This is a genomic window from Collinsella sp. AM16-21 (genome assembly GCF_003471905.1).
Taxonomy (GTDB): Bacteria; Actinomycetota; Coriobacteriia; order Coriobacteriales; family Coriobacteriaceae; genus Collinsella.
The window spans coordinates 90,629-115,017 of record NZ_QRKJ01000003.1; the positions used below are offsets into that span (position 1 = coordinate 90,629).

The 24,389-nt window shown below is 61.6% G+C and carries 18 protein-coding genes; 16 read left to right on the top strand and 2 right to left on the bottom strand.

From position 1 onward, the window contains the following. Positions 1-4: 4 nt before the first annotated feature. From DW180_RS02770 to DW180_RS02790, 5 genes are all read left to right on the top strand, one after another. The gene (locus DW180_RS02770) at positions 5-1,192 is read left to right on the top strand and encodes an ABC transporter permease (RefSeq protein ID WP_118237321.1); all 1,188 of its coding nucleotides are present in this window, start codon (positions 5-7) and stop codon (positions 1,190-1,192) included. Continuing rightward, positions 1,179-2,384 carry an ABC transporter permease gene (locus tag DW180_RS02775; RefSeq protein ID WP_118237323.1) on the top strand — a complete coding sequence of 402 codons (1,206 nt, stop codon included), beginning with the start codon at positions 1,179-1,181 and terminating at the stop codon, positions 2,382-2,384. The genes DW180_RS02770 and DW180_RS02775 overlap by 14 nt, the downstream gene beginning before the upstream one ends. Before the next feature lie 317 nt (positions 2,385-2,701). Further along, positions 2,702-3,415 (top strand): ABC transporter ATP-binding protein, encoded by a 714-nt coding sequence (locus tag DW180_RS02780; protein WP_118237325.1) that lies wholly within the window; start codon positions 2,702-2,704, stop codon positions 3,413-3,415. An 8-nt stretch (positions 3,416-3,423) separates the two neighbouring features. Then, entirely contained in the window at positions 3,424-6,090 is a 2,667-nt protein-coding gene (locus DW180_RS02785) for an ABC transporter permease (RefSeq protein WP_118237327.1), read from the top strand. 230 nt (positions 6,091-6,320) lie between these two features. After that, positions 6,321-7,526 (top strand): DUF362 domain-containing protein, encoded by a 1,206-nt coding sequence (locus DW180_RS02790; RefSeq protein WP_118237329.1) that lies wholly within the window; start codon positions 6,321-6,323, stop codon positions 7,524-7,526. A gap of 250 nt (positions 7,527-7,776) precedes the next feature. Here the strand turns inward: DW180_RS02790 and DW180_RS02795 are convergent, their stop codons facing one another. Next, positions 7,777-8,742: an alpha/beta hydrolase gene (locus tag DW180_RS02795; protein WP_118237331.1), complete on the bottom strand. Its 966-nt coding sequence runs from the start codon at positions 8,740-8,742 to the stop codon at positions 7,777-7,779. A gap of 186 nt (positions 8,743-8,928) precedes the next feature. On the opposite strand from DW180_RS02795, the gene DW180_RS02800 reads away from it, so the two are divergent. The 8 genes from DW180_RS02800 to DW180_RS02835 all read left to right on the top strand — a co-directional run bounded on the left by DW180_RS02800 (position 8,929) and on the right by DW180_RS02835 (position 18,158). Continuing rightward, positions 8,929-9,612, top strand: a complete 684-nt coding sequence (locus DW180_RS02800) for a hemolysin III family protein (protein ID WP_197032173.1) — start codon at positions 8,929-8,931, stop codon at positions 9,610-9,612. A gap of 110 nt (positions 9,613-9,722) precedes the next feature. Beyond that, positions 9,723-11,096, top strand: coding sequence for a hemolysin family protein (locus DW180_RS02805; protein ID WP_117716175.1), 1,374 nt, complete (start codon positions 9,723-9,725; stop codon positions 11,094-11,096). A 24-nt stretch (positions 11,097-11,120) separates the two neighbouring features. Further along, entirely contained in the window at positions 11,121-11,954 is an 834-nt protein-coding gene (locus DW180_RS10450) for a hypothetical protein (protein ID WP_233504106.1), read from the top strand. A 136-nt stretch (positions 11,955-12,090) separates the two neighbouring features. Continuing rightward, on the top strand, positions 12,091-12,480 hold the full coding sequence (locus DW180_RS02815; RefSeq protein WP_117716231.1) for a YtxH domain-containing protein: 390 nt from the start codon (positions 12,091-12,093) through the stop codon (positions 12,478-12,480). Beyond that, complete coding sequence (locus tag DW180_RS02820) at positions 12,480-13,235, top strand: PRC-barrel domain containing protein (RefSeq protein ID WP_117716174.1); 756 nt, start codon at positions 12,480-12,482, stop codon at positions 13,233-13,235. The genes DW180_RS02815 and DW180_RS02820 overlap by 1 nt, the downstream gene beginning before the upstream one ends. Positions 13,236-13,307: 72 nt before the next feature. Further along, positions 13,308-14,714, top strand: a complete 1,407-nt coding sequence (locus DW180_RS02825) for a polysaccharide deacetylase family protein (RefSeq protein WP_233502315.1) — start codon at positions 13,308-13,310, stop codon at positions 14,712-14,714. Positions 14,715-15,042: 328 nt separating this feature from the next. Next, positions 15,043-16,887 carry a magnesium transporter gene (locus DW180_RS02830; RefSeq protein ID WP_118237333.1) on the top strand — a complete coding sequence of 615 codons (1,845 nt, stop codon included), beginning with the start codon at positions 15,043-15,045 and terminating at the stop codon, positions 16,885-16,887. Positions 16,888-16,961: 74 nt separating this feature from the next. Next, entirely contained in the window at positions 16,962-18,158 is a 1,197-nt protein-coding gene (locus DW180_RS02835; RefSeq protein WP_118237379.1) for an Nramp family divalent metal transporter, read from the top strand. A gap of 544 nt (positions 18,159-18,702) precedes the next feature. Here the strand turns inward: DW180_RS02835 and DW180_RS02840 are convergent. After that, entirely contained in the window at positions 18,703-20,919 is a 2,217-nt protein-coding gene (locus DW180_RS02840; RefSeq protein ID WP_118237335.1) for an acyltransferase family protein, read from the bottom strand. Between the two features lie 187 nt (positions 20,920-21,106). Here DW180_RS02840 and DW180_RS02845 point away from each other — a divergent pair, with 187 nt between their 5' ends. The 3 genes from DW180_RS02845 (at position 21,107) to DW180_RS02855 (ending at position 24,318) form a co-directional block, all read left to right on the top strand. Continuing rightward, positions 21,107-22,102 carry a ribokinase gene (locus DW180_RS02845; RefSeq protein WP_117876942.1) on the top strand — a complete coding sequence of 332 codons (996 nt, stop codon included), beginning with the start codon at positions 21,107-21,109 and terminating at the stop codon, positions 22,100-22,102. Positions 22,103-22,106: 4 nt separating this feature from the next. After that, positions 22,107-23,081, top strand: a complete 975-nt coding sequence (locus tag DW180_RS02850) for a nucleoside hydrolase (protein WP_117564514.1) — start codon at positions 22,107-22,109, stop codon at positions 23,079-23,081. 226 nt (positions 23,082-23,307) lie between these two features. After that, entirely contained in the window at positions 23,308-24,318 is a 1,011-nt protein-coding gene (locus tag DW180_RS02855) for a LacI family DNA-binding transcriptional regulator (RefSeq protein WP_118237337.1), read from the top strand. Positions 24,319-24,389 lie beyond the last annotated feature (71 nt).

Below are 24,389 nucleotides of genomic sequence, written 5' to 3' on the forward strand. Positions count from 1 at the left end.
GGCCATGTTCAATACCATCATCACCACGCTCAAGACGCTATTGCGTCGACCGAGTACATGGGTTTGGGGCGCGATCTTTCCCATTGCGCTTTCAACGATGTTCATGTTTATGTTTGCGAACCTCAGCTCCGACGGCAAGGTCGACCCGGTGCCGGTGGCCGTCGTTGCCGACGAAGCCTGGGAGGCCTCGTCCTTTAAGGACGTGGCGACCTCGCTTGCCAAGGAGGGCGACGATCAACTGCTCGAGATTCACGAGTGCGAGGATGCGGACGCCGCGAACCGTGCGCTCAAGTCCGGCGAGGTCGCGGGCATCTATACGGTCGACGCTGCGGGCACGCCCAAGCTCACGTTGCTGTCGAGCTATGACAGCTCGCGTGCGTCGACGGTGCTCATCGACCGCAGCATTCTGGAGACGGTGGCAAGCTCGTATACACAAAATGCCGAGCTCATGTCCCAGATTGCCCAGGACAACCCGGCGGCGCTCGCCGATCCGGAGACGGTTGCGCGCGCCCTGTCGCTCGAGGGCGGAACCCGTCGCGTGAGCCTGACGCGCACCACGCCCGACGGCACGACCATTTACTACTACGCGCTCTTTGGTCTGGTCGCGATGATGTCTGCCGAGTTTGCCGCCTTGAGCGTCGTCGACCTGCAGCCCAATCTGTCGGGCCTTGGCGCGCGCCGCTGCGTGGGTGGCCTTTCCAAGACGGCGTCGCTAGCCGGCATCTTTGTCGGCTCGTGGCTGGTTTCCTTTGCCTCGATGGCGGTCGCGATTGGCTACGTGCGCCTAGTCGTTGGCGTCGACTTTGGCGGGCGCGAGGGGCTGTGCCTGCTGGGCGGTGCTGCATCCGCGCTTGCCGCCACGGGCCTGGGGCTCTTTGTGGGCACGCTTCCCGTTAAGGGTGGCAAGGCGTCCAAGTCGGGCATCCTCACGGGCTTTGCCACCACGTGCGCCCTGTTCGCCGGCCTCTACGGCGAGCCGGCGATGGCACTTGCCGACGACGTCGCCCGCGCCTGCCCGGCCGAGTGCTGGCTCAATCCCGTCAAGCTTATCTGCGACATGTTCAACCGCCTGTATTTCTTTGAGGACCTGGGCCCCTTTGCCGTTCGCGCCGGCGCGCTCGTCCTGATGGCCCTGGTGTTCGTTGCCGCCGCCACGCTGATCTTTGGAAGGAGCCGCTATGAGCACCTTTAAGACCGCGCTTCGCATGGCGCTGGCGCACCCGTTCTACCTGCTCATCTATACGGTGTTCATCTCGCTCATGGGCGTATTCATCGCGGCCTCGGTGAGCTGGAACTCGTCGCAGCTTACCGAGTACGAGCCCTACGACACCAACGTGATCGTGGTCGACCGCGACAATAGCGACCTTTCGCGGGCGCTTACCAAGCACCTAGGCTCACGCTTTGACCTGGTCACGGGCGTTGGTGACGACACGTACGACCTTGCGGATGCGCTCTCCAAGAGCAATAGCGCCAAGGGCAGCGCCGATTGCGTGTTCTTTATCCCGGAGGGGTTTGAGGACGATCTTGTTGCAGCCGCCCGTGCGGGGGAAGACCTGCCCAAGCTCGATGTGACGTACGGCTCCGGTACCATGGCGGCGGCGCTCTCGTCTGCCGAGGCCTCGCGGTGGATCTCGCTCGCGGGCGCTGCGGCCGCACTTGAGCCCGCCGCCTCTAACGGCAGCGTCGCAAAGGCCGCCGAGCATGCCGCCGCCAAGCGCGCGAAGGTCGAGATTGAGCAGGTCAAGGTCTACTCGACTGCCGCCGCCACGCTCAAGTCGTACTTCAACTTTGGCGCGTACGCGATCATCTCGTCGGTCATCGTGTCGGTGGGATTGGTGTTCTCGGGCATGAACGAGCCCGAGCGCGTGCGCCGCATGGAGGCCAGCCCGGTCTCCGAGCGCCAGCGTTCGCTTGCTGTGTTCGCGGCTGCCGCGGTGCTCACCGTCTGCATTTGGCTCGTGTCGAGCATGATGGGCGTCGTGGGCTTTGCCGGCGCGGTTGCCGAGGTCGGCGCGGGTCGTGTGTGCCTGGCGCTGGCGGCGACGTTTGCCCTGGCGTGCACGCCTCTGGCCGTTGGCTTTACGCTGTCGAGCTTGGGCGCGCGCGAGGAGCTGCTCAACGGCGTGGGCAACTTGCTTGGCATGCTCATGACGTTTTTGGGCGGCGCTTGGATGCCGCTGTCGCTCATGGGCTCGGCCGTGCAGACCGCGGCGCATTTTGTGCCGACGTTTTGGGTGAACGACGCGATTGGCAAGGCGCTCGCCGCGGACCTGACGTCCACCGTGCTGGGCGACATCGCCTGCGATCTGGGCGTCACGGTGCTCTTTGCCGCGGCCATCGCCGCCGTAGGCCTAGCTCTCGCGCACAACAAATCCCGCGCCTAGCCACCTAGTCATTGGGGACGTTCTTAAACGACTAGTCATCGGGGACAGTCTTTGCCGATTCGCCGGTCTGCCGGACGGGTTGGCAAGGACTGTCCCAATATGCCGGCCTTTGGGACCACTCATTGGGGACATACTCATTGGGGACAGACTTAAATGAGCGATTTCACTCATTTAAGTCTGTCCCCAATGAGTATGTTTACCCAATGACTACCCAATGACTAGTCTGAAATAAATTCCAGGCCTCGCTCCAAAAATAGTTCGCCTGGGTTTACTATTACCCTAGAAAAGTAGCAACAGGCTAACAATGGGGGGATAGCATGGCGACAAAGCATGCCTACGTCCAGGTCAACGGGCTCAAGAAACACTACGGCGATGGTGATGCGCGCCTGACGGTGCTCGATGGCATCGACACGTCCATCAACCGCGGCGAGATCTGCGTCATGCTGGGGCCCTCGGGCTCGGGCAAGTCGACCTTTCTCAACCTGATCGGCGGCCTGGAGGATGCCGACGGCGGCTCCATCATGGTGGACGGCTGCGACCTCACAGTGCTCAAACCTACCGACCTGGGCGAATACCGACGCCGTGAGCTGGGCTTTGTCTTCCAGTTCTACAACCTGGTGCCCGATCTCACCATCAAGGAGAACATCGAGGTCACGGCGCACCTGTCCAAAAACCCGCTCAATGTCGACGACCTGCTGCGTTCGCTGGGCCTCTACGAGCACCGCAACAAGTTCCCGCGCCAAGTTTCGGGCGGCCAACAGCAGCGCTGCGCCATCGGCCGTGCGCTCGTCAAAAACCCGGGCCTGCTGCTGTGCGACGAGCCCACGGGCGCGCTTGACTACAAGACGTCCAAGGAAATCTTGCAGCTCATGGAGGATGTCAACCGCACCTACGGCTGCACCATCATCATTGTCACCCACAATGCCGCCATCGCGCGCATGGCCAATCGCGTGCTGCGCCTGCGCGACGGGCGCATTGTCGAGGATGAGCTCAACGAGTCGCCCGTCGCGGCCGCCGAACTCGATTGGTAGGCGACACCATGACACCTCTCGCAAAGCGACTCCCGCGCGAGCTGCGCCGCAATATCGGCAAGTACCTGGGCATCTTTTTACTCATGTGCGGAAGCATCGCCCTTACCTCGGGCTTTTTGCTCGCGGCGCATTCCATCGGTTGCCTTATCGACGACATGCGCGATGCGTACACGATCGAGGACGGCCGCGTGACCACCTCCTTCGAGGCCACCAAAGACCAGCTCAAGGCAGCCGAGGATGCGGCTGACGACGTCGGCGGCGTCACACTCTACAAGAATTTCTCCATCGACGCCATCATCAAAAAAACCGCCGGCGACGATGGCACCAAGCGCACGCTGCGCACCTATGCGCACCGCACCAAGGTCGATATCGCGTCCTACTGTGAGGGCAGGCAGCCCAAGACGGACGATGAGGTGGCCATCGACCGCGTTTTTGCCACCAACAACGATCTTGCCGTGGGCGATAAGGTCGAGCTTGAGGGTCGCATCTACACTATCTGCGGCATCATGACCCAGCCCGATAGCCAGGCGCTGTTCCTCAATAATTCGGACTTTACGGTGAACACCATCACGTACGGCGTGGCCGAGGTCACCGATGCCGGCTTTGCCGCGCTCGAGGATGCCGGCGGCGCGCCTGCCTACACCTACTCCTTCATCTTTGCCGATCGCGATCTCTCCACTGCAGATCGCATCGATGCCGAACAGGACATGGTCGAGGCGCTGGCCGATGCCGATGCGCGCGTGGACGATCTGATCGATGCCGATTCCAATCAGGGCATTGGCTATGCGCGCGACGACGTGGACGGCGACTCCATGATGTGGATGACGTTGCTCGACATCATCATCGTGATCATGGCGTTTGTCTTTGTGGTGCTCACTGACGCCACCATCGAGGAGGAGAGCGCCATCATTGGCACGCTGCTCGCCAGCGGCTATCGTCGACGCGAGATTGTGCTGCACTACCTGGCACTTCCCGCCATCGTGGGCGTGGTCGCGGCGCTTTTGGGCACTGCGCTCGGCGTTGCGTTCTTTACCGAGCCCATGCGCGGTCTCTACTACGGCTCGTACAGCCTGCCACCCTTCCAGGTGTACTGGAGCTGGGAGATCTTTGTGAAGTGCGCCGTGGTTCCCGCCGCCGCGCTCATCCTCATCACGCTGGTGGGCCTGCTTCGCAAAATGGGCAAGACGCCGTTGCAGTTCCTTCGTCACGAGGCGAGCGGCAAATCGGGCACCAAGCGTGGCCTGCAGCTGCCGGAGCGCATGGGTTTTGTTTCCCGCTTCCGCCTGCGTATCTTCCTGCGCAATCTGGGCAACTTTGCCACGCTCTTCGTGGGCATTGCATTTGCGTCGCTACTGCTGCTCTTTGGCCTGGCGATTCTGCCCACGATGACGCACTATGCGGACAACCTCGAGACGAGCCTGGTCGCTGAGCACCAGTACACGCTCAAGGCGCCGCTGGAGCTCGAGGGTACTGCCGAGGAGCGCGAGCAGTGGTCGGCACTCGAGCGCTTGCAGTCGGTTGACGGCGCGCTGCTTTCCGCCGCCCAGGATGCCGATGACGCACTTGACGACGCGGCCGATGCGGCGCGGGCGGCAGCCGATGCCGCGACCGCGTCTCCGTCTGCCGAGAGCCTGGCCGCAGCGCAGGACGCGCTTGCCAAGGTCCAGGACAAGAAGGACGCGCTCTACGCACGCCTTGACGATCTTGCCGATGCCCTCGACTGCAACCGCGACGAGGCTATCGACCTGATTGACAAGGCCTCTAAGATCGACACTGACAACGACGATATCCACCCGGTCAATACGACCGACAACGGCACGGGTGCAATCGCGCAGGCCGAGAAATATGCCGTTTACCAGCTGCAATACGACCGCGGCGATGGTAATGGCGAGGAGACGATTTCCGTCTACGGCATCTCGCCCGATTCGCGCTATTGGAAAGACCTCAACGTCGGCGATGGGCGCGTCGTCTTTGGCGGCGGTCTGCTCGATAAGTTTGGCTGGAGCGAGGGTCAGAAGGTCGCGCTCGGCGACAAGTACGAGGGCGAGCATTATTCCCTTGAGTACGCGGGCAAAGATTGTGTCTGGGGCTCCAAGTCGGACATGAATATCTATATGAGTATCGACGACTTTAACGAGCTGTTCGACAACGACGCCGCCTACTTTAACGGCTATGTGAGCGACGAGAAGCTCGACCTCGACGCTCGTTACTTTGCCGGCGACACCACGCCCGACGACATGCGTGCCGTGGGCGACCAGTTCATCGGCATGATGGGCAAAATGATCGGCATGATGGTCGGGCTCGCGGTGTTTATCTTCCTGCTGTTTATGTACCTGCTGACCAAGGCTGTGATCGACCACAGCGCCCGTTCGATCAGCTACATGAAAGTCTTTGGCTATCGCGACAGCGAGATCTCGCATCTGTACATCCGCTCGATTACGCTGTGCGTGGTGGCGTCGCTCGTGCTGAGCCTGCCGGTCATAATTGGTTCGCTCACGGCCATCTTCCGCTCTATGTTGCTCGCCTACAACGGCAATATCGAGATCTACGTGCCCACTTGGTCCATGGCTGCATGCATCGGCATTGGTTTTGCGACCTATCTGGTCGTGGCGCTGCTACACACGCGCTCTATCAAGCGCGTCAGCCTGGCCGAGGCCCTCAAAGTCCAAGAGTAGTCATCGGGGACGTTCTTAAATGACTAGTCATTGGGGACAGTCTTTGCCGATTCGCCGGCTCGCTGGCCGTGCTGGCAAGGACTGTCCCTAGCTGCCAGGTGGCGAGGCACTCATTTAAGTCTGTCCCCAATGAGTGCCCAACGACTAGGTGTTGCGCTTGACTTTGACCCTGCTTCAACGGGTACCATCTCCTATGTCTGTAACGCCGTATAGACCGAGGGGATAGATCTATGACCGCAACTGCACCCGTCGCACCGGCAAAGGTGTACTTTACCAACCTGCGCACGCATGCTCGCGAGAGCCAGCTCGACAAGCTCAAGCGCCTCATTCGCCGTGCCGGCATTGAGCAGATCGACTTTGAGAACAAGTTCGTCGCTATCAAGATTCACTTTGGCGAGCTGGGTAACCTGAGCTTTTTGCGCCCCAACTACGCCCGCGCCGTCGCGGACGTCGTGAAGGAGCTGGGCGGCAAGCCCTTCCTCACCGACTGCAACACGCTCTACGTCGGTAGCCGCAAAAACGCGCTCGAGCACATCGACACCGCCTACCAGAACGGCTTTACCCCGTACGCCACGGGCTGCCAGGTCATCATCGCCGACGGCCTCAAGGGTACCGACGAGGCGCTCGTCCCGGTCGAGGGTGGCGAGTACGTGCGCGAGGCCAAGATCGGCCAGGCACTCATGGATGCCGATATCGTGATCAGCCTTACGCACTTTAAGGGTCATGAGCAGGCCGGCTTTGGCGGCGCCATGAAGAACTTGGGTATGGGTGGCGGCAGCCGCGCCGGCAAGATGGAGCAGCATGCCGCCGGCAAGCCGAACGTCGCGACCGAGCACTGCATTGGCTGCCGTGCCTGTGAAAAGATCTGCGCGCACAACGCTATCTCGTTCGACGACACCCGCGAGTGCGAGCTTGCCAACGGCAACACCCGCACGGTCCACGTGGCTGCCATCGACCACGATCGCTGTGTGGGCTGCGGCCGCTGCATCGGCGTTTGCAACCAGGACGCCATCAAGCCCGGCTATGACGCTGCGGCCGACGTGCTCAACTACAAGATCGCCGAGTACACCAAGGCCGTTGTCGACGGCCGCCCGAGCTTCCATATCTCACTGGCTATGGATATCAGTCCCAACTGCGATTGCCATCCCGAAAACGACACGCCCATCGTCAACGATATCGGCATGTTCGCGAGCTTCGACCCGGTCGCCATCGACCAGGCCTGCGCCGATGCCGTTATGGCGTCCGAGCCGCTTCCCAACACTGAGCTCACCGACAGCGCCGCCAAGATGGAGCATGACCACGAGCATCTGGAGGGCGAGCAGGCCAAGGACCCCTTCTGCATCACGCATCCCGACACCGACTGGCGCGCGTGCATCGCGCATGCCGAAAAGATCGGCCTGGGCACGAGCGAGTACGAGCTCATCGAGGTCAAGTAACACCTGTCTATTGGACATATCAAGCGCTTTTGTAGCGCAACGTTAGCAAAAGCCGCCCGTGAGCACAGCGCTCGCGGGCGGTTTTTCGGAAGTATGCGGCAAATTCTGAGACCGCCGACCACACTGTGTTTTTTGCCAACAAAATCGCAGGTAAACCAGGTGCGAAACAGGGGTCTGGTCGGCAAGTTCAGATTTTGCCGCATACTTCCGAAAACAGGGGTCAGCTGGAGCTGTAAATGCTGATATTTGCCTAAAAATTCTCGTCGAGGAAGTTATCGACCGTATTCCAGTAGAGTTCGGGGTCAACTTGCGCGCTCTTGGCGTGGGTGGCGCCGTGGATAGTGAGCTTCTGTTTAACCTTGCTGGCGCACGCGTCGTAGTTTTGGTCGAGCATACTGTACGGTACAAAGGTGTCCCGGTCGCCATGGATAAATAGCATGGGGACCGTCGCGTGTTTAAGCTGTTCCACGCTGCTCGCCTTATGAAAGTCGTAGCCTGCGCGCACGTTGCACACCAAGTTTGCTACATCGAGCAAGGGAAAGCTGGGCAGGCCGAACACGTCCTTGAGCTGCAGAGAAAACTCGTCCCAAACACTCGTATAACCACAGTCCTCGATAATGCATTTTACATTTGCAGGCAGAGATTCCCCCGCGACGTTCATGGCCGTCGCCGCACCCATCGACTCGCCAAAGACCAGGATGCGCGCCTCGGGGTCGGCCTGAACGATGCGCCCGATCCACGCGATGACATCGAGCCGCTCGGGCCAGCCCATGCCGATATAGTCGCCGCCGGAGCGCTCGTGGGCACGGGCGGCGGGCGCGAGCACGTTCATGCCGCGGTCGTGGAAGCGCTTGACGTATCGGGCCATGCCGATGGGCTCGTCGGTGTATCCGTGCAGGCAGATAGCGTAATCGTGCGTGCTTTCCGGGCCGGCAAAATACCAAGCGGCAAGCTCGGTTCCGTCATCTGCGGTGAGGCTGCTGCTCTCGCGATTCTCTTTAAACCACGCCCGCGCCTCGGTTCCCTCGGCATCCGGCTGCTCACTTTCTTTGCCGTCCTTGCCGTCCTGCATCATCTTCATGGTGTATGGCGCGCGGGGATTCAGCGCGAAGTCAAACAGAAAGTTGCCGGCAAATCCGAGCAGCGCAATGACAACCACCAGCGCAACGACGCCGGCTATCTTGAGCTTTCGATGGGAACGTGCGTTTTGAGACATAAGAAGCTTTCCTATAAGATGTTAATACATCAACATTTAATGCAAGCGCATTATGGACGTTCACCGTTGATGCGTCAACAGGCAAAGAATGGGTAAACAAAGGGTCACGTATGGTGCAAATTTCGCACGCACCCAGACGCTTTGATATAGTGTTGAGAACTCTTTACGTTGGAGGATGTAACCGGCATGTCCGATTCGAGCGACAGTTCCAAGCCGCGACCCAAGGCCGCGGCCGTTCCGCACTACACGGTGGGCGAGGAGATTATGAACTCCGTCACCCATGGTGTCGGCTGCTTGCTGGGTATTGCGGGTCTGGTGCTCCTGATCGTATTCGCTGCACTGCGCGGCGGTGGCCCGGCCCACATGGCCGCGGCAATTGTCTATGGCGTCAGCATCATCCTCGAATACCTAGCCTCCACGCTCTACCATGCGATTCAACCCGCGCGCGCCAAGCGCGTGTTTCGCATCATCGACCACAGCTGCATCTACCTGCTCATAGCCGGCAGCTATACGCCGTTTTGCCTCATCACGCTCGCAAACGACGGCGGCGCTGCGCTGTTCTTCGCCGTATGGGCCATCGCCATTATCGGCATCGCCCTCGAGTGCTTTATGCGCGAGCGCCAGCCGCACTGGGTAAGCGGCCTGGTCTACCTGCTGATGGGCTGGCTCGTTGTCTTTAAGCTGCCCGAGCTCGTGTCGCTGCTCAACCCCGTGGCACTTGCCCTGCTCGCTGTCGGCGGCGTGTGCTATACCGTGGGCGTGCCGTTCTACATCGCCAAAAACGTGCGCTATCTGCATAGTGTGTTTCACCTGTGGGTGCTCGCCGGCAGCATCTTCCAGTTCATGGCGGTGATTCTCTTCGTAATTTAGCGACCACGCCTGCGCGCCCGCGTCCTCGTTTGGGCGCCGGTGCAATTGCCGTATCCGTCATCAACGTTTTGACCTGACGTCCCGAATCTTGGAGGTTCGAGAAACTCCCGATGGACATAACCATCTCCCTTATCACTACCCTCGTTTTGACCCTCATCAACGGCTACTTCTCTATGTCCGAGATGGCGCTCACCACGGCCAAGCGCGCCGTGCTGGAGCATGAGGCCGAGGAAGGCGACAAGCGCGCCGAGCGTGCCATTAAGCTGGCTGCCGACTCCGACCAGCTGCTCGCCACCATCCAGGTCGCCATCACGCTCGTGGGCTTCGCCTCGTCCGCCGTTGCCTCGACGAGCCTGTCCGACCCGCTCGCCACGTGGCTCATGAGCTTTGGCATCGCGCCGCTCTCCGCCATCGCGCGCGGCCTGGCGCCGGTCATCATCACCGTCGCCGTCGCCTTTGTGTCCATCGTGATCGGCGAGCTCGTGCCCAAGCGCATCGGCCTTGCTAACGCCGAGGGCGTATCCAAGCAGGTCGTGGGACCGCTCTCCGTATTCCAAAAGATCGCCCGTCCGCTCGTGTGGCTGACTGGCGCTTGCTCCGATGGCCTGGCCCGCATCTTGCGTATCAAGAGTGCCGACGACCGTCAGAACGTCTCGGAGGAAGAGATCAAGTACATGGTCTCGGAGCAGGACGACCTGCTCGACGAGGAAAAGCGCATGATCCACGAGATCTTCGACCTGGGCGACACCGTTGCCCGCGAGGTCATGGTGCCGCGCGTGGACACCACCATGTGCGAGGACGACGAGACGGTCGCCGACGTGTTGTCCACCATGCGCCAGACCGGCTTCAGCCGCATCCCCGTCTATCACGAGGACCCCGACAACGTCGCGGGCATCGCGCACATCAAGGACCTGATCCAGCCCGCGCTCGATGGCAAGGGCGACCAGCCCATCGCCGGCTTTTTGCGCGACGCCACCTTTGTGCCCGACACCAAGGACATCCTGCCGCTGCTGTCCGAGATGCAGACCTCGCACGACCAGATCGTGGTCGTCGTGGATGAGTACGGCGGCACGGCCGGCATCATCACCATCGAGGACATCGTCGAGGAGATCGTGGGCGAGATCGAGGACGAGTTCGACCCCGACAACAAGTACCTCACGCGCCTTTCGCGCCGCGAGTGGCTCGTCGATGGGCGTTTTTCGTGCGATGACGCGATTGAGCTTGGTTGGCCGCTCGAGGAAAGCGATGATTATGAGACCATCGCCGGCTGGATTTTGGAGCTTTGCGACTCGGTGCCCGACATCGGAGAGGTGTTTGAGGTCGCGGGGTACAAGTTTAAAGTGCAGTCGATGCGTGGCCAGCGCATCTCGCTCATTCGCGTGATCGCTCCGGCCGAAACCGATAAGAAGGATTCCGAGTCTTCGGCAGAGAAGCCGGCGGCGTCGGGTGCGGGCTCTGTGGATCCGCACGATGGCGACGAGTAGGACAAGGAAGAGTAGGGGAGAGTTATGGCAGGCCTGTTCAACATCCTTAAGGTCACCGTCAGCGAGGACAAGATCTGTGCGCATGTGCTGGTGAACCCCGGCATGCCGCTCATGACCTCGGAGGACATCGAGGCCACGGCGCGCGTGTACTACCTGGTACCGGCGATTGCCAAGCACCTGTGCCTGGGCGATTCCGGCCGCGAGTTCCAGGACTGCATGGGTCAGACCGAGCTCTGCCACCTGCTGGAGCACGTGACGGTCGAGCTCATGAACGAGACCGGTCTTGCCGGTAGCATCTCGTGCGGCCGCACGCGCGTAAGCGAGCATGACGAGCGTGTCTTTGAGGTCGAGCTTTCGTGTCCCGACGACGCACTGGCCATCGGTGCGCTGTCGTCGGCCACCTTTATGATGGACTGGGCGTACCTGCACGCCGACCAGCCTGCCCCCGACGTGGAAGGCACGGTCGCGGGCCTGCGCAACCTGGTGCTGGGCATGCGCGCCGAGGCCGAGGGCAAGGATCCTCACGAGGCCGTCGCTGCTGCGAACGGCGAAGATGCTGCCGAGGACGAGGGCGCTGACGAGGGCGATGTGCCGGTCGACGCCGAGCCCGTTGCCGATGCGACCGCCGAGCCCGTTCCCACCGAGCCCCAGGGCGTCCCCAACTTTGACGACGAGCCCCAGGTGGCGATTGATACCGAGGGCGCGGTTGCCGAGAACCACGAGGCCTCCGCTGCCGTCTTTGGCGGTGCGGCGACGGTTCCGGCAGGACCTGCGCATGAGGGCGGCCTGCCACTCGTGGACGGCGCCGGCGAGGACCCGGGTGCCACGGTGGCCATGCCGGCTATGCCTCAGGAGTAGGCCTACGCGTTTATCACCATCACGTACCTGCGCCTTTGCCGTACGCAGATGAGCGGAGCGGCAAGTGATGCGCTGCGGGTATAATGGACAGCATTCAAACGGTGGGCACCGACGTGCCCGCAGGAGAGGAATGATCATGGGTAAGACTTTCAGCTTTGTCTCCGGCGCACTTTTTGGTGCCGCTGCCGGCGCTATTATCGGTGTTGCTCTGGCCCCGCGCTCGGGCGCCGAGACCCGCGCCATGGCTGCCGATATCGCCAACGACGCCTGGGACAATATGCGCGACACCTACGAGCACAGCGCCGAGGAGGCCCGTGCTGCGGTGAATGACTTTGGCCCGATGGTCGACGCCAAGACCGACGACCTGCGCGCCAAGGTCGACCTGGCCCGCGAGCGCATGGACCAGCTGCGCGAGCAGCTCAACGACGCCATTTCGGGTGGCAACGTGACGCCTGCCGCCGACGTCATGGTCGAGAACGCCGTCGAGGCTGATGCCGAGGCTGCGGAGCCCTCGACCGAGGCATAATGCGCGCCGGGGATTTTGTCGGCGCCAAGATCTATCGCAAGCCTGCCGAGGACAAGCGCACCAAAAAGGACGGCACGCCGCGCAGCCCTAAAAAGCTCGGAAAGATTCACTTTCCGGTCTTTACCCCGGGCGGTACGCGCGTGGTCGGCTTTATGGTCCGCCAGTCCGATATCGCGGGCATGATCGAGCGTCCCGACCGATTCGTAGCGCTCGACGCCATTGGTGTCTACGAGGGCGCCATCGCGGTTGACGACGTCAAGGGCACCTACGATACCGCTGCGGCCAAGCGCCTCGACATCAACCTGGACGATTGCATCATCTGGGTCGGTATGGACGTGCGCACGGAATCGGGCGACGTCGTGGGCTATTGCTCGGACGTTGAGTTCAAGCCGCGCTCGGGCATCGTGCAGGCATTCTATGTGACCGCCGGCGCTGCTTCGAGTGTTTTGGTTGGTGACACGCAGGTGCCGCCGACGATGCTGCGCGGCTACGAGAACGGCGCGATGGTCGTCTCGGACGAGGTCAAGTCGCTCGGGTATTCGGGCGGTGCGGCTGCCAAGGCCGCCGAGGCCAGCGTCGTGGTGGGCGACAAGGTCAAAAAGGGCGCCAAGGTGCTCGATGACAAGGGATCGGTCGCCGTGGACAAGGGCAGCCGCGCACTGGGCAAGCAGCTCGGCAAGACGCGCGGTATGTTCAAGGCCTTTAAGGACGAATACCAAAAGGCGAGCGGAGGCTCGTCAAAAGCTACAAAATAGCGACGTACCAAATGATGGGAGGCAAGCCGGAGACCTGTTGCTCCGGCTTGCTGTGTTTATGGGGGAGGGCACATGCGCCAAAACGGATCCAACTTAAACGGGCGTTCGGGTGCGCGTCCGACGGCGCGCCGCGACCTGGGGCAGCTGCCCAGCGGTCAGCGCCGCCGTCACCGTAAGCCCGGCGCGATGTATCTCAACCATAGCCGCGGCTTTAGCGATCGCAGCGCGCGCATCGGCAACAGCCGCACACCCCGTCGTTCGTCTCGCCTGCCCTACGCGCTCATCGCCGTGGGTTGCGCGCTCGTGCTGTTTATCGCTGCCGTCGTGGGCTACGTCAACCGCAGTGTGGACGTGGAGCTCAACGGCCAGAAGACAGCGGTGCGTGTGGGCTCTACGCTGCAGAATCTCATCGACGACCAGGAGTTGACTGACACCTACGACGCAGGCGACCTGCTGGCCGTCGATGACAGCGTGCTCAAGCGCCATGGGGGCGAAAAGCTGTCGGTGAAGGTCGACGGCAAGCGCGTGAAGCAGGGCAAATGGGATAGCCGCGAACTTGAGGGCGGCGAGAAGGTGACGGTCAAGGATGGCCGTAACACCTACGAGAAGCACGAGGTTCAGGCTACGGTTATCGAGCCCAAGCTCAAGGTCGAGGGTACGGGCGCTATCGAGTATGTGCAGACGTGGGGTGTCCAGGGCCGCTCCGAGGTGTGGGTCGGCGAGCAATCGGGCAAGACACAGGACCGCGGCGAGGTCGTGCCCGCCACCGATTGCGTCGTTGCGTGCGCCAGCGTGGCGCCCAAGGGCAACAAAAAGTACGTGGCGCTGACGTTTGACGAGGGTCCGAGCAGCGCTACCAAGCAGATCTTGCAGGTACTCAAGGAAAAGGGCGTCACCGCGACGTTCTTCCTGTCGGGCGATGCGGCCGAGGCATCGCCTGCCACGGCCAAGGCGATTGTCGATGCCGGGTGCGAGATCGGATCCAACAGCTACAGCGACGATTCGCTCAAGGGTCAGGACCGTGAGGCGGTACGCGAACAGATCACGAAAGGCACCGATGCGATTAAGTCGGCGACCGGCGTGAAGACGATGCTGCTGCGTGCTCCCTACGCTGCCTTTGACGAGCAAAACTGGATTGATGCGATGGACCTGGTCTCCGCCGTGGTCTCGTGGAATATTGACTCGGGCGACTGGCTGCTCAACGGTGCCGACGAGCAGGTCTCGACGGTGCTCGATTCGGTGACGCCGGGCAATATCGTGCTGCTCACCGATAGAGACGAATGCGCCGAGCAGACGCTCGAGGCGCTGCCGCAGATTATCGACGGCCTCATTGCCGACGGCTACAAGATCGTGACGCTCAGCGACCTGGTCAAGACGGACGCGTCGCTGAGCAAAAAGCTCACCTCGCTGACGAAGGTCACCATGCCCAAGGATGCCGTGTTCCCCCAACTTGCCGAGGACAACGACACCACAGAGTAGTTATTGGGTAGTCATTTAAGAACGTCCCCAATGACTATGTCACGGATGCGTCAGCGTTTGGTATGCCTGCAATGTGCAGCGCATAAATTCGATGCCGCAGGGCGATGCTGATGCTATAGTTACTGCGGTTAATGAGGGTCAAGAGAAAGGTTACAGGTGAAATCCAAACCTCGACCATACAGTCGATGACCCCATGCAGGTGCTTTTTGCGCATGCACGGGGTGTAAGCGTCGAGCGGCGTGCCGCCCGCGCATGCGTATACATATCCAGAAGCCCCCGGACGCCGCACGCGCGGCCGCGTCCGCAGGAATAATGATGGGGAGCACCATTGAATTATCTGAGTGAGATGCTCAAATTGCCGGTCTTGGACGTCGACGGCGAAAAGCTCGGCGTGGTCAACGATTTTGGTATTGCTACCGGCGAAGTTTTTCCACACGTGACGTCGCTCGCGTTCCGCGGTCCCGGCAAGACGCCGTTTATGATCAGCTGGCGCAAATGGGTCGACCGTATCGACGAGACGGGTGTACACCTTAAGACGTCGGCCACCGAAATCCGTTTTTCGTACCTGCAGCCGACCGAACTCTTGCTTGCCCGCGACGTGCTCAACAAGCAGATCGTCGACACGCAGGGCATGAAGGTCGTGCGCGTAAACGACATCAAGTTTTCCATGTCGGGCGAAAATCAGCTGCGCCTGCTGGGTGCCGAAGTTGGTGCCCGCGGTCTGCTGCGCGCGATCAGCCCCACGCTCGAGCACGTCGTCGAGGGCTTTATGAAGCACCTGGGCAAGCCGCTCAGCGAGGACATTATCGCCTGGTCTTACATGGACCTGCTCGATCGCTCGACTAAGAACATCCAGCTCTCGGTGTCGCACAAGACGCTTGGCGAGCTGCATCCTGCCGACATCGCTGACATCATCGAGCAGCTCGACCCGCGCCTGCGCGCGCAGGTGTTCGCGCAGCTCGACACGGCACAGGCCGCCGAGGCCATCTCGGAGTTCGATGACGACGAGCTCATGACCGAGATGCTCGAGGGCCTGTCCGATACCGACGCATCGTCGATGCTGGCCATGATGGACCCGGACGATGCTGCCGACCTGATCGACGAGCTCGATTATGAGAAGGCCGAGAAGCTCCTGCGCCTGATGGGCGTCAAGGAGGAGAAGGCGATTCGTAATCTGCTGGGCTACGAGGACAACACCGCCGGCCGTATCATGACCTCGGAGTTTGTCTCGCTGCCCGCCACGGCGACGGTCGGCGATGCCATCGAGGCGATTCGCAAACTCGACGAGGACTTCGAGAGCGTCTACTACGTCTATACCGAGGATCCGAGCGGCATGCTGACCGGCGTGCTTTCGCTGCGCACGCTGATCGTAGCCGACCGCGACGCCACGCTGGGCCAGCTCGCCTATCGCGATCTGGTCTACGTGTCGCCCGACGAGGACCAGGAAGACGTGACGGACGAGATGACCAAGTACGACCTGGTTGCCATCCCTGTCTGCGACGAGAACCGTCATATCTTGGGTATCGTGACCTTCGACGACGCCATGGACGTTATCGCCGAGGAGCATCAGGAGGACCTGCAGATCGCCGGTGTCGGCTCGGGCGATAGCGCGTCGGACGACTCGACGAACGTGCTCAGCTGGTTCGTGCATCGTCAGTACTGGGTCGTCGTGTGGGGCATCGCCTCGTGCATTATGGCGACCGTGCTGGGGACGGCGCTGGGCTCCGCGCATCTGGTGGTGTTCCCCATGTGCGCCATGCCGCTCGTGCTGCTGGCTGCCTCGCGCATGGTGTCGTTCGTCAAGAACTATTTCCTCGAGTACGACGGTCACGACGACGAGCCCAAACCGTACCTGGGATTCTTCTTCCAGAGCACGGGTATGGGCCTGATCCTTTCGCTCGTGACCTACCTGTGCGCGCAGCTGGTGCGCACCGCCGCGTTCCCCGATGCCACTATGTTTGAGGAGCAGCTCTTTACCGGTTGCTTTAATATCGCTGCCGTCATTTGCCTGGTTGGCAACATGAGCGCCGTGATTTACCTGATGGTGCTGTTCTGGCGCGATGAGCACGACCTTAACACGTCGGGCACCGCCATGAACGTCATCGCCGTCATGATCTCGTGTGTGGCGTACTGCATCGCCGCGGTGCTGCTCACCATGTCGGTCATGGGGTAGGTGGTCGCGTGCAAAATACGAAGCAAAAGCCGAGCACCAAGCAAAAGCTGACCATCGCGGCCATCTTTGGCGCCATGGGCCCCGGTCTTCTGGCGGCGCTTTCGGGCAATGACGCCGGCGGCATCGCCACGTATTCCAGCGCGGGCGCCAGCTATGGCTATAAGATGCTCTGGATGCTTCCCGTCATGACCGTGCTGCTCATCGTGACGCAAGAGACCGCGGCGCGCTGCGGTTGCGTCACGGGCAAGGGCTTGGCCTCGCTCATCCGTGAGCGCTTTGGCGTGCGCAGGAGCGTGCTGGCCATGGCGGCGCTGCTGATCGCCAACACGGCCGTTACCATTTCGGAGTTCGCGGGCATCGCGAGTGGCCTTGCTCTGTTTGGCGTTCCGGCGAGCATCTCGGTGCCGCTCGTGGCGCTGCTGGTGTGGATGCTTACCATGTCGGGCAGCTTCCAGCGCATCGAGAAGATTTTGCTGCTGGTAAGCTGCGTGTTCGTGACCTACATCGTCGCCGCGTTTATGGCCGGCCCCAACTGGGGCGAGGTCGCGGTCGACTTGGTCGTCCCCAATATTCAGAACGATCCCAGCTACGTGTCGCTTGTGGTCGCAACAATTGGTACCACCATTGCACCGTGGATGATCTTCTTGGCTCAGAACAACGTGGTCGATAAGAATGCGGGCGAGGACGACATCGCGCTGCAGCGTATTGATACCGTGAGCGGCTCGATTGCTGCTGATATCATTGCGGGCTTCATTATCATCACGACCGGTACGGTGCTGTTCCCGGCGGGTATTCAGATTAGCGATGCCGCCGATGCCGCCCGCGCGCTGGAGCCCATCGCGGGCCAGTGGTCCACGGTGCTGTTTGCCTCGGGCCTGGTCGCAGCGAGTTTTTTGGCTGCCTGCGTGCTGCCGGGCGTTACGTCGAGTGCCATCTGCGAGGCTTTTGGCTGGGAGCGCGGCGCCGATCGCAGCTGGGACGAGGCCCCGGTTTACCGCGGCATCATTACGGCCATCATCGGCATTTCTGCCGTGTTGGTGCTCATGCCTGGCGTCGATTTGTTCCAGATTATGATGACCTCGCAGGTCATCAACGGCGTGCTGCTGCCCGTAGTCCTGGTATTTCAGGTGGTTATCGCGGCGGATCGCCACATTATGGGCGCCAACCGCAACGGCCGCGTATGGAACGTGCTCACGTGGGCGACTATCGGCGTGATTACGGTGCTGACGGTCGTCATGTTTGTGCTGCAAGCGATGGGCTACAGCGCTTAACGCCTACTTTTGCTTCCGAACAGGCCGCCGCCATGGGCTGCGGCCTGTTTTTCGTCTGCTATAGGGCGTTAGTTATATGGCGGTGGGCAAAAAATGCTAAATATGAGTACTGTTGCTAAGTGAATAGCATTTACATTCAAAAAGATAATGAACATAACCTATAGTATGTTCATTAAAATTGGCTTCAATACGCCTTAAATCAGTCAGGTTGGCTGCTTTAGGGGGCTGTAGGGGTTGTCCGAACGTCAATTTGGGTGGTTTTGCCTGCTACTAAAATGGTAACAGTACTCATATTTGCCCTTTTTTGCCCACAGACCTTTGAGGTCGCGGCGAAAAGGGCTTGTTTTGATTGTTTGGGGCAGGCGCGAGGCACGGAAACGATGTCTGGAGGGGCGGAGCGGCTTGGAATTCATCCGTAGAGGTCTCCATTGGCTGCGCCAGGAGTGCTTCCGGGTGCCGGTGCAAAAGGAGTGTCCCTAACTGCCGCAGGGGGCGTCGGCCGTGGCCGACGCCCCCTGCGGGTGTACGCAGATTTTGCTGCGCGTTACTTGTCGGTGCCCAGCTTGTGTGGCTTGTAGGCGAGGGCATTGACGAGTGCGTCGGCGGCGGACTTGACGGCTGCCGGCTGCGGATCGTTGACGTGGTCCTCGGGGTGCACGGGCAGGTCTTTCTTGACCGCATCGTGGATCAGGTTGAGGTATTCGGTCACGCCGGTGGCCGACAGGTGCGTGCCGTCGCCGTCGAACAGGTCGTTGCGGTTGGCGCTGTGCCCGTACCAGTCGATAACGCGTACATTCTTGTAGCGCGTGGCGGCGTTGGCGATGGCCTGGTTCGTGGACCCGACCCACGGCTGCGGGCTACGCGTGTTTACAAACACGACAATACGCTGCTCGCCGGCGTCGGCCATGATCGCGTCGACCTGGGCGTCCGTTACCAAACCGTTGGTGCCCAGGGCAAAGACCACGATCTTGCCGGCAAGGTTCTGCTGGATATAGCCCTCAAATGTCGCGCGGCCCGCATCAAACTGGCGGCCCTTTTCGGCATCGATATGGCTGTGCGGGAACACGCCGTCAAAGGAATCAACGGCGCGCAGCGACACGGAGTCACCGATCATCAACAGGTCGTAGGAGCCATCGGGGAAGCCGTCGTTGTCCTTGTCGGTGTCATCGGCCGCCTGCTGGTCGGTGGGCGCGGTGTTTTTGGCTTCCTTGTTCAGGACTTCGGCGCCCTCGCCGCTCAGCGCAGACGTCTCGGGCACAAAAATCAGGCCGCCCAGCGCAACGACCAACACGACAGCACAGGCTGCGCAGACAGGGGCGTGTGCGCGTGCCCAGTTGGCGGGCGTGGTGGTGCCATCGCGGAATTCGGTGACGGTGCGGCCGAAGGCACCCTTCCTAAACGGCGTTTCGATAAAGCGATAGGAACACTCGGCTACGGCGACCACCACAAGTACCTGCAAGATGTACTGCCACCAGGGCGTATCGTTGATGTTGGCGACCGGGTTCATGAGCAACAGCAGCGGATAGTGCCACAGGTAGATGCTGTACGAGCGCTTGCCAACCCACACGAGCGGCTCGGCGGACAGCACGCGGGCAACCATTCCCTGGGGCTGCACGCAGGCCGCGATGACCATGAGCGTGAGGATGGAGCATAACAGCGTGCCGCCGCGATACTGGAACGCGGTGTAGCCGTTGGTGAGCGCGACCATGGCGGCAAGGCCAACCAGACCCACGACGCCCAACACATCGATGGATGCGGGCGAGGACCAAAAGCGCACGAGGGCGCTCGGCTGTACCGGGGCGGTCTCGGCTGCTTCGTCGGCCTTCTCGCCAGGCTTTCCCTCGGCGTTCTTGCCATGCTTGGCGGCGCCAGCCAGGCGATTGAGCCCCAAACGATGTGCGAGACGCACCGGCGCCAGGTCGCGATCGGGGATAAAGGCCATCCAGGCACCCAGCAGCAGCGAAAACACGCGGGTGTCGGTGCCGTAGTACACGCGGCTGGGGTCGGCGGCAGGGTTGTAAAGCACCATCATGGCGAGGGCAGATACCGCGGCAAGGCCCAGAACCACGCGGCGCGTGTTGGGCTTGCTCACATGCATGGATACCATGGCAAACAGCAGCGGCGGCCAAATCAGGTAGAACTGTTCCTCGATGGCAAGCGACCAAAAGTGCGTGAGCGGCGAGGGGTCGCCCAGAGCATTGAAGTACGAGACGTTTTGGGCAATCTGCCACCAGTTGTTGAAGAACAGCAGCGACGGCAGGATGTCGGGGCGCATCTTGGTGAGCATCACGTGGTTAAAGATGGTGCACAGCGCGCAGGTCACGAACACTACCGTTACCACGGCGGGGACCAGGCGACGGATGCGGCGAATCCAGAAGCTCTTAAGGTCGATACGGCCGGTCTTAGCGACTTCGTTGAGCAGCAAGCGCGTGATCAGATAGCCCGAAAGCACAAAGAAGATCGTGACGCCAAGCAGGCCGCCCTGAGCCCACGTGAGGTTGAGGTGATAGAGCACCACTGCGACGACGGCAAGCGTGCGCAGGCCGTCAAGGGCAGGGATGTAGCGGGACTTGGGGCGAGCAGGCGTCTGCTCCGCGGCGGGAGTGTTGGCGCGGCCCGCGTTGTTGGCAGAAGCGCGATGGGGGCTCGCGGTGCGTCGCGGCTCGTTGGCACGGCGTTCGCCCTTCACGCGTTCGTGCGGCGCCGGCTCGTTGCCCGTGCGGCGTCGACCGCGCGAGCCCGATTGCGAGAATTGTTCCATAAAACATCATCCAATGACGAGAATAATCAGCACGTATTCATTGTAGCTGCCTGCCCCTGTGAATGCTTGCTGCTGGCGTAAGCTCAAGCGCGCGTCCACATCAAAGTGGACTAAAGTTATAGGGGGTGCGAGAGTGCACAATCGTTGGTCGACGGTGGGCGCAAAGCCTGAAGACGAGGAGGTTTCCATGGCGGATCACAGCATCGTTGCGGTGTTCGGCAGCATGAACATGGACCTTTCGGTGGCGTGCGAGCGCATGCCGCGTGCGGGCGAGACAGTCGGTGGCAGCGGTTTTATCACCAACGCTGGTGGCAAGGGCGCTAACCAGGCCGTCGCCGCTGCGCGCATGGGTGCGCGCACATGCATGATCGGCGCTGTTGGGCGCGATACCTTTGGCGATGCGCTCGTGGCAGGGCTCCAGGATGCCGGCGTGGGCGTTGAGTTCGTGGCGCGTCGCGATGACGTGGAGACCGGTACCGCGACTATCATTCGCTGCGAGAGCGACAACCGCATCGTGCTGTCGCCGGGCGCCAACCATGCGCTTGCGGGCGAGGACGTTGCCCGCGCACTGAGGCGCTTGGTGGCCGACGAGCTCGACGGCGATGCCAGCGAGATTGCCCCGGCTGCTGGCGGCGTCTTTATCGCCCAGGGCGAATGTGACCTTGCGGCGACGGCCGGGGCGCTTGCTTGCGCTCACGAGCTGGGGTTCTATACGGTCTTTAACCCTGCGCCCGCCTGCGATTTGCCGGCAGGAGCGTGGCCTGCGGTCGACTTGGTCTGCCCCAACGAGACCGAGTGCCAGATGCTGACGGGCATTCTGCCCACAGATGATGCGAGCTGCGTCGCCGCGCTCAATGCGCTGCTCGACAAGGGCGCCGGCGCCGCGGTCATCACGCTGGGCGGCGCCGGCTCGGTTACGCTCGGCGATGGCGGTGAGCCGCTGCGCATGCCGGCGCTTTCGAGCGCGGTGGTCGATACGACGGCCGCGGGCGATACGTTTATTGGTGCGCTTGCTGCAGCTCGTCTGGAGGGTCTGCCGCTCTTTGAGTGCATGGCCGCGGGTGCTCGCGCCTCGGCGGTGACGGTATCGCGCCTGGGCGCTCAGCAATCAATTCCCACGCGTACGGAAGTCGAGCACAAGTTTGGTTTAGACGGTTTGGATGTAGACGGAGAAGCGGAGTAGAACAATGGCAACCAAGAAGCTGATCCTTGATCTGGATATGGGTGTGGATGATGCGATGGCGCTCGCCTATGCCATCGCAAGCCCCGAGGTGGAGCTCGTCGGCATCACCACGTGCTTTGGTAACGTGCGCGTCGAGCAGTCGGCGCACAACTGCTTGGCGGTGCTCGACCTGTTGGGTCGTCCCGAGGTGCCGGTGTACCTGGGCGCCGATCGTCCCATGAAGGCGACCGAACCCTACACGCCGCCGGCGTCCACCACGCTTATCCACGGCAAGAACGGTATTGGCGGCGCAAGCGTGCCCGCCTCGCCGTACGAGCCAGTGGGCGCGACGTCGGCCGATGGCAATGCGGCGGTCGATTACCTGATTGATGCCGCGCGTACCTATGGTCCCGATCTGGTCTACGTTGCGACCGGCCCGCTCACCAATCTGGCGCTTGCCCTGGAGCGCGATGCGGCGGCGATGATGTCCATCGGCCGCGTGGTCGTGATGGGCGGTGCGCTTACCGTGCCCGGCAACGTGAGCGCGGGCGCCGAGGCCAACATGGCGGGCGACCCCGAGGCTGCCGACGCCGTGTTGCGCTCGGGCCGCAAGCTCACCATGGTGGGCTTGGATGTGACGCACCGCGTGGTGCTCACACGTCGCGACGTTGCCGGCTGGACGGGCTCGGGCACTATGGCTGGCTGCGCGTTTGCGAGCATGGTCGAGCACTATATCGGTTCGTACGAAATGAACGCGCCCTACCTGGGCGGCTGCGCGCTGCACGATCCGCTGGCGGTTGCCGTGGCGATTGATCCCACGCTCGTGGGTGCGCTCGGCTGCAATCTTCGTGTCGACCTGCTGGGCGAGTACCGCGGCCGCACTATCTGTGACGAGCACCGTCTGTCCGATCCGGATAAGAGCGCGCTCGTGGCGCTCACCGTGGACGCCCCGCGCTTCCTGTCCGAGTTCAAGGCCCGTATGGCTCGTGTCCTGGGCTAAATGATTTTCACGCCCCGTCCCATGTAGTCAATTTGGGACGGGCTTTTTTAGCTACCGAGTAAATACGCCCGTTGGGGGAATAGTCGCGTCGCTTCGCTTGACAACAGGCTAAACTAGCTATTAAACATTTACTATTCTGTTTAGATTGAATTTGCGGTCGTTTAGTTGTCGAGTCACGGGGCGGTCAGGCCACGATGCTCCGCCACGACCGTTGCTAGGGGGAACAATGGCCAAAGCAAGTGTTCGCGAGATCAGCCGCATCACCGGTTTTTCGCCCGCAACCGTGTCCAACGCGCTCAACCGCAAGCGCAGCGTGAGCGAGGAGACCGCCAAAGTCATCCTGGAGTGCGCGCAGTCGCTCGGCTATCAGCAGTCGACGCAGCTCGAGAGCATCCAGTTTGTGCTCGCGCGCAAGACGGGCGCCATCCTGGACGAGAGCACCTTCCACCCCGCGGTCATCGAGGGCGTGGAGCGCCAGGCGCGTCGCCACGGCATGAGCACGAGCTTTGTCTCGCTCGACTTTAGCGACCTAGACGCCGTGCGTCCGCAGGTCGAGGGCCTGATTGCCGATCCGGCCGCCGCTATTGTACTAATGGGTACGGAGTTGGGCGAGGAGGACTACGCCCTGTTCGCTAACGCCGCCGCCCACCTGATTGTGCTCGATGGCTGGAGCGACCGCCAGTACTTTGATGCCGTGGTCATTGCCAATACCGATTCGGTGCTGCGTGCCGTGGACTACCTTATCGAGAAAGGTCACAAGCAAATCGGCTATCTGGCGGGCGACCTTCGTATCCGCAACTTTAAGGACCGCGAGCGCGGCTATCGCCAAGCGCTTGAGGATGCGGACCTCGAGGCCAATCCGGCATGGCGCGTCACGCTGGGCACCACGCTCGAGGGCGCTTATCGCGACATGGGCGCGTGGCTCGACAATGCCTCGCACGACGACCTGCCGACGGCTTTCTTTGCCGAGAACGACGTGCTCGCCGTGGGTGCCATGCGCGCGTTCAACGAGCACGGCATTTGCGTGCCCGAGGATGTCTCGATCATCGGCTTTGACGACCTATCTCTGGGCGCCTTCTCCAACCCGCCACTCACCACGGTGCATGTTCCCAAACACGAGGTGGGCGAGATCGCGGTGCGCCGTCTGGTGGGTAACATCCGCAATCCCAAGAGCTATACCTGCAAAACGGCCGTGTCGACCTATTTTGTCGAGCGCCAGAGCGTGCGCGAAATCTAGGCGGAGACGGCATTGCCTGCAGCGTGCCAAAGCTCGCTAGGGCAGTTAACATAGTGCCATTCAGAAGAGGA

What these genes read in the sequence shown, in the direction of transcription:
- DW180_RS02825 (WP_233502315.1), top strand. Translation starts at nt 13,308, where the DNA reads ATGCGCCAAAACGGATCCAACTTAAACGGGCGTTCGGGTGCGCGTCCG.
- DW180_RS02780 (WP_118237325.1), top strand. Translation starts at nt 2,702, where the DNA reads ATGGCGACAAAGCATGCCTACGTCCAGGTCAACGGGCTCAAGAAACAC.
- DW180_RS02770 (WP_118237321.1), top strand. Translation starts at nt 5, where the DNA reads ATGTTCAATACCATCATCACCACGCTCAAGACGCTATTGCGTCGACCG.
- DW180_RS02835 (WP_118237379.1), top strand. Translation starts at nt 16,962, where the DNA reads ATGGGCCCCGGTCTTCTGGCGGCGCTTTCGGGCAATGACGCCGGCGGC.
- DW180_RS02815 (WP_117716231.1), top strand. Translation starts at nt 12,091, where the DNA reads ATGGGTAAGACTTTCAGCTTTGTCTCCGGCGCACTTTTTGGTGCCGCT.
- DW180_RS02800 (WP_197032173.1), top strand. Translation starts at nt 8,929, where the DNA reads ATGTCCGATTCGAGCGACAGTTCCAAGCCGCGACCCAAGGCCGCGGCC.
- DW180_RS02820 (WP_117716174.1), top strand. Translation starts at nt 12,480, where the DNA reads ATGCGCGCCGGGGATTTTGTCGGCGCCAAGATCTATCGCAAGCCTGCC.
- DW180_RS02805 (WP_117716175.1), top strand. Translation starts at nt 9,723, where the DNA reads ATGGACATAACCATCTCCCTTATCACTACCCTCGTTTTGACCCTCATC.
- DW180_RS02855 (WP_118237337.1), top strand. Translation starts at nt 23,308, where the DNA reads ATGGCCAAAGCAAGTGTTCGCGAGATCAGCCGCATCACCGGTTTTTCG.
- DW180_RS02850 (WP_117564514.1), top strand. Translation starts at nt 22,107, where the DNA reads ATGGCAACCAAGAAGCTGATCCTTGATCTGGATATGGGTGTGGATGAT.
- DW180_RS02845 (WP_117876942.1), top strand. Translation starts at nt 21,107, where the DNA reads ATGGCGGATCACAGCATCGTTGCGGTGTTCGGCAGCATGAACATGGAC.
- DW180_RS02775 (WP_118237323.1), top strand. Translation starts at nt 1,179, where the DNA reads ATGAGCACCTTTAAGACCGCGCTTCGCATGGCGCTGGCGCACCCGTTC.
- DW180_RS02795 (WP_118237331.1), bottom strand. Translation starts at nt 8,742, where the DNA reads ATGTCTCAAAACGCACGTTCCCATCGAAAGCTCAAGATAGCCGGCGTC.
- DW180_RS02790 (WP_118237329.1), top strand. Translation starts at nt 6,321, where the DNA reads ATGACCGCAACTGCACCCGTCGCACCGGCAAAGGTGTACTTTACCAAC.
- DW180_RS10450 (WP_233504106.1), top strand. Translation starts at nt 11,121, where the DNA reads ATGGCAGGCCTGTTCAACATCCTTAAGGTCACCGTCAGCGAGGACAAG.
- DW180_RS02840 (WP_118237335.1), bottom strand. Translation starts at nt 20,919, where the DNA reads ATGGAACAATTCTCGCAATCGGGCTCGCGCGGTCGACGCCGCACGGGC.
- DW180_RS02785 (WP_118237327.1), top strand. Translation starts at nt 3,424, where the DNA reads ATGACACCTCTCGCAAAGCGACTCCCGCGCGAGCTGCGCCGCAATATC.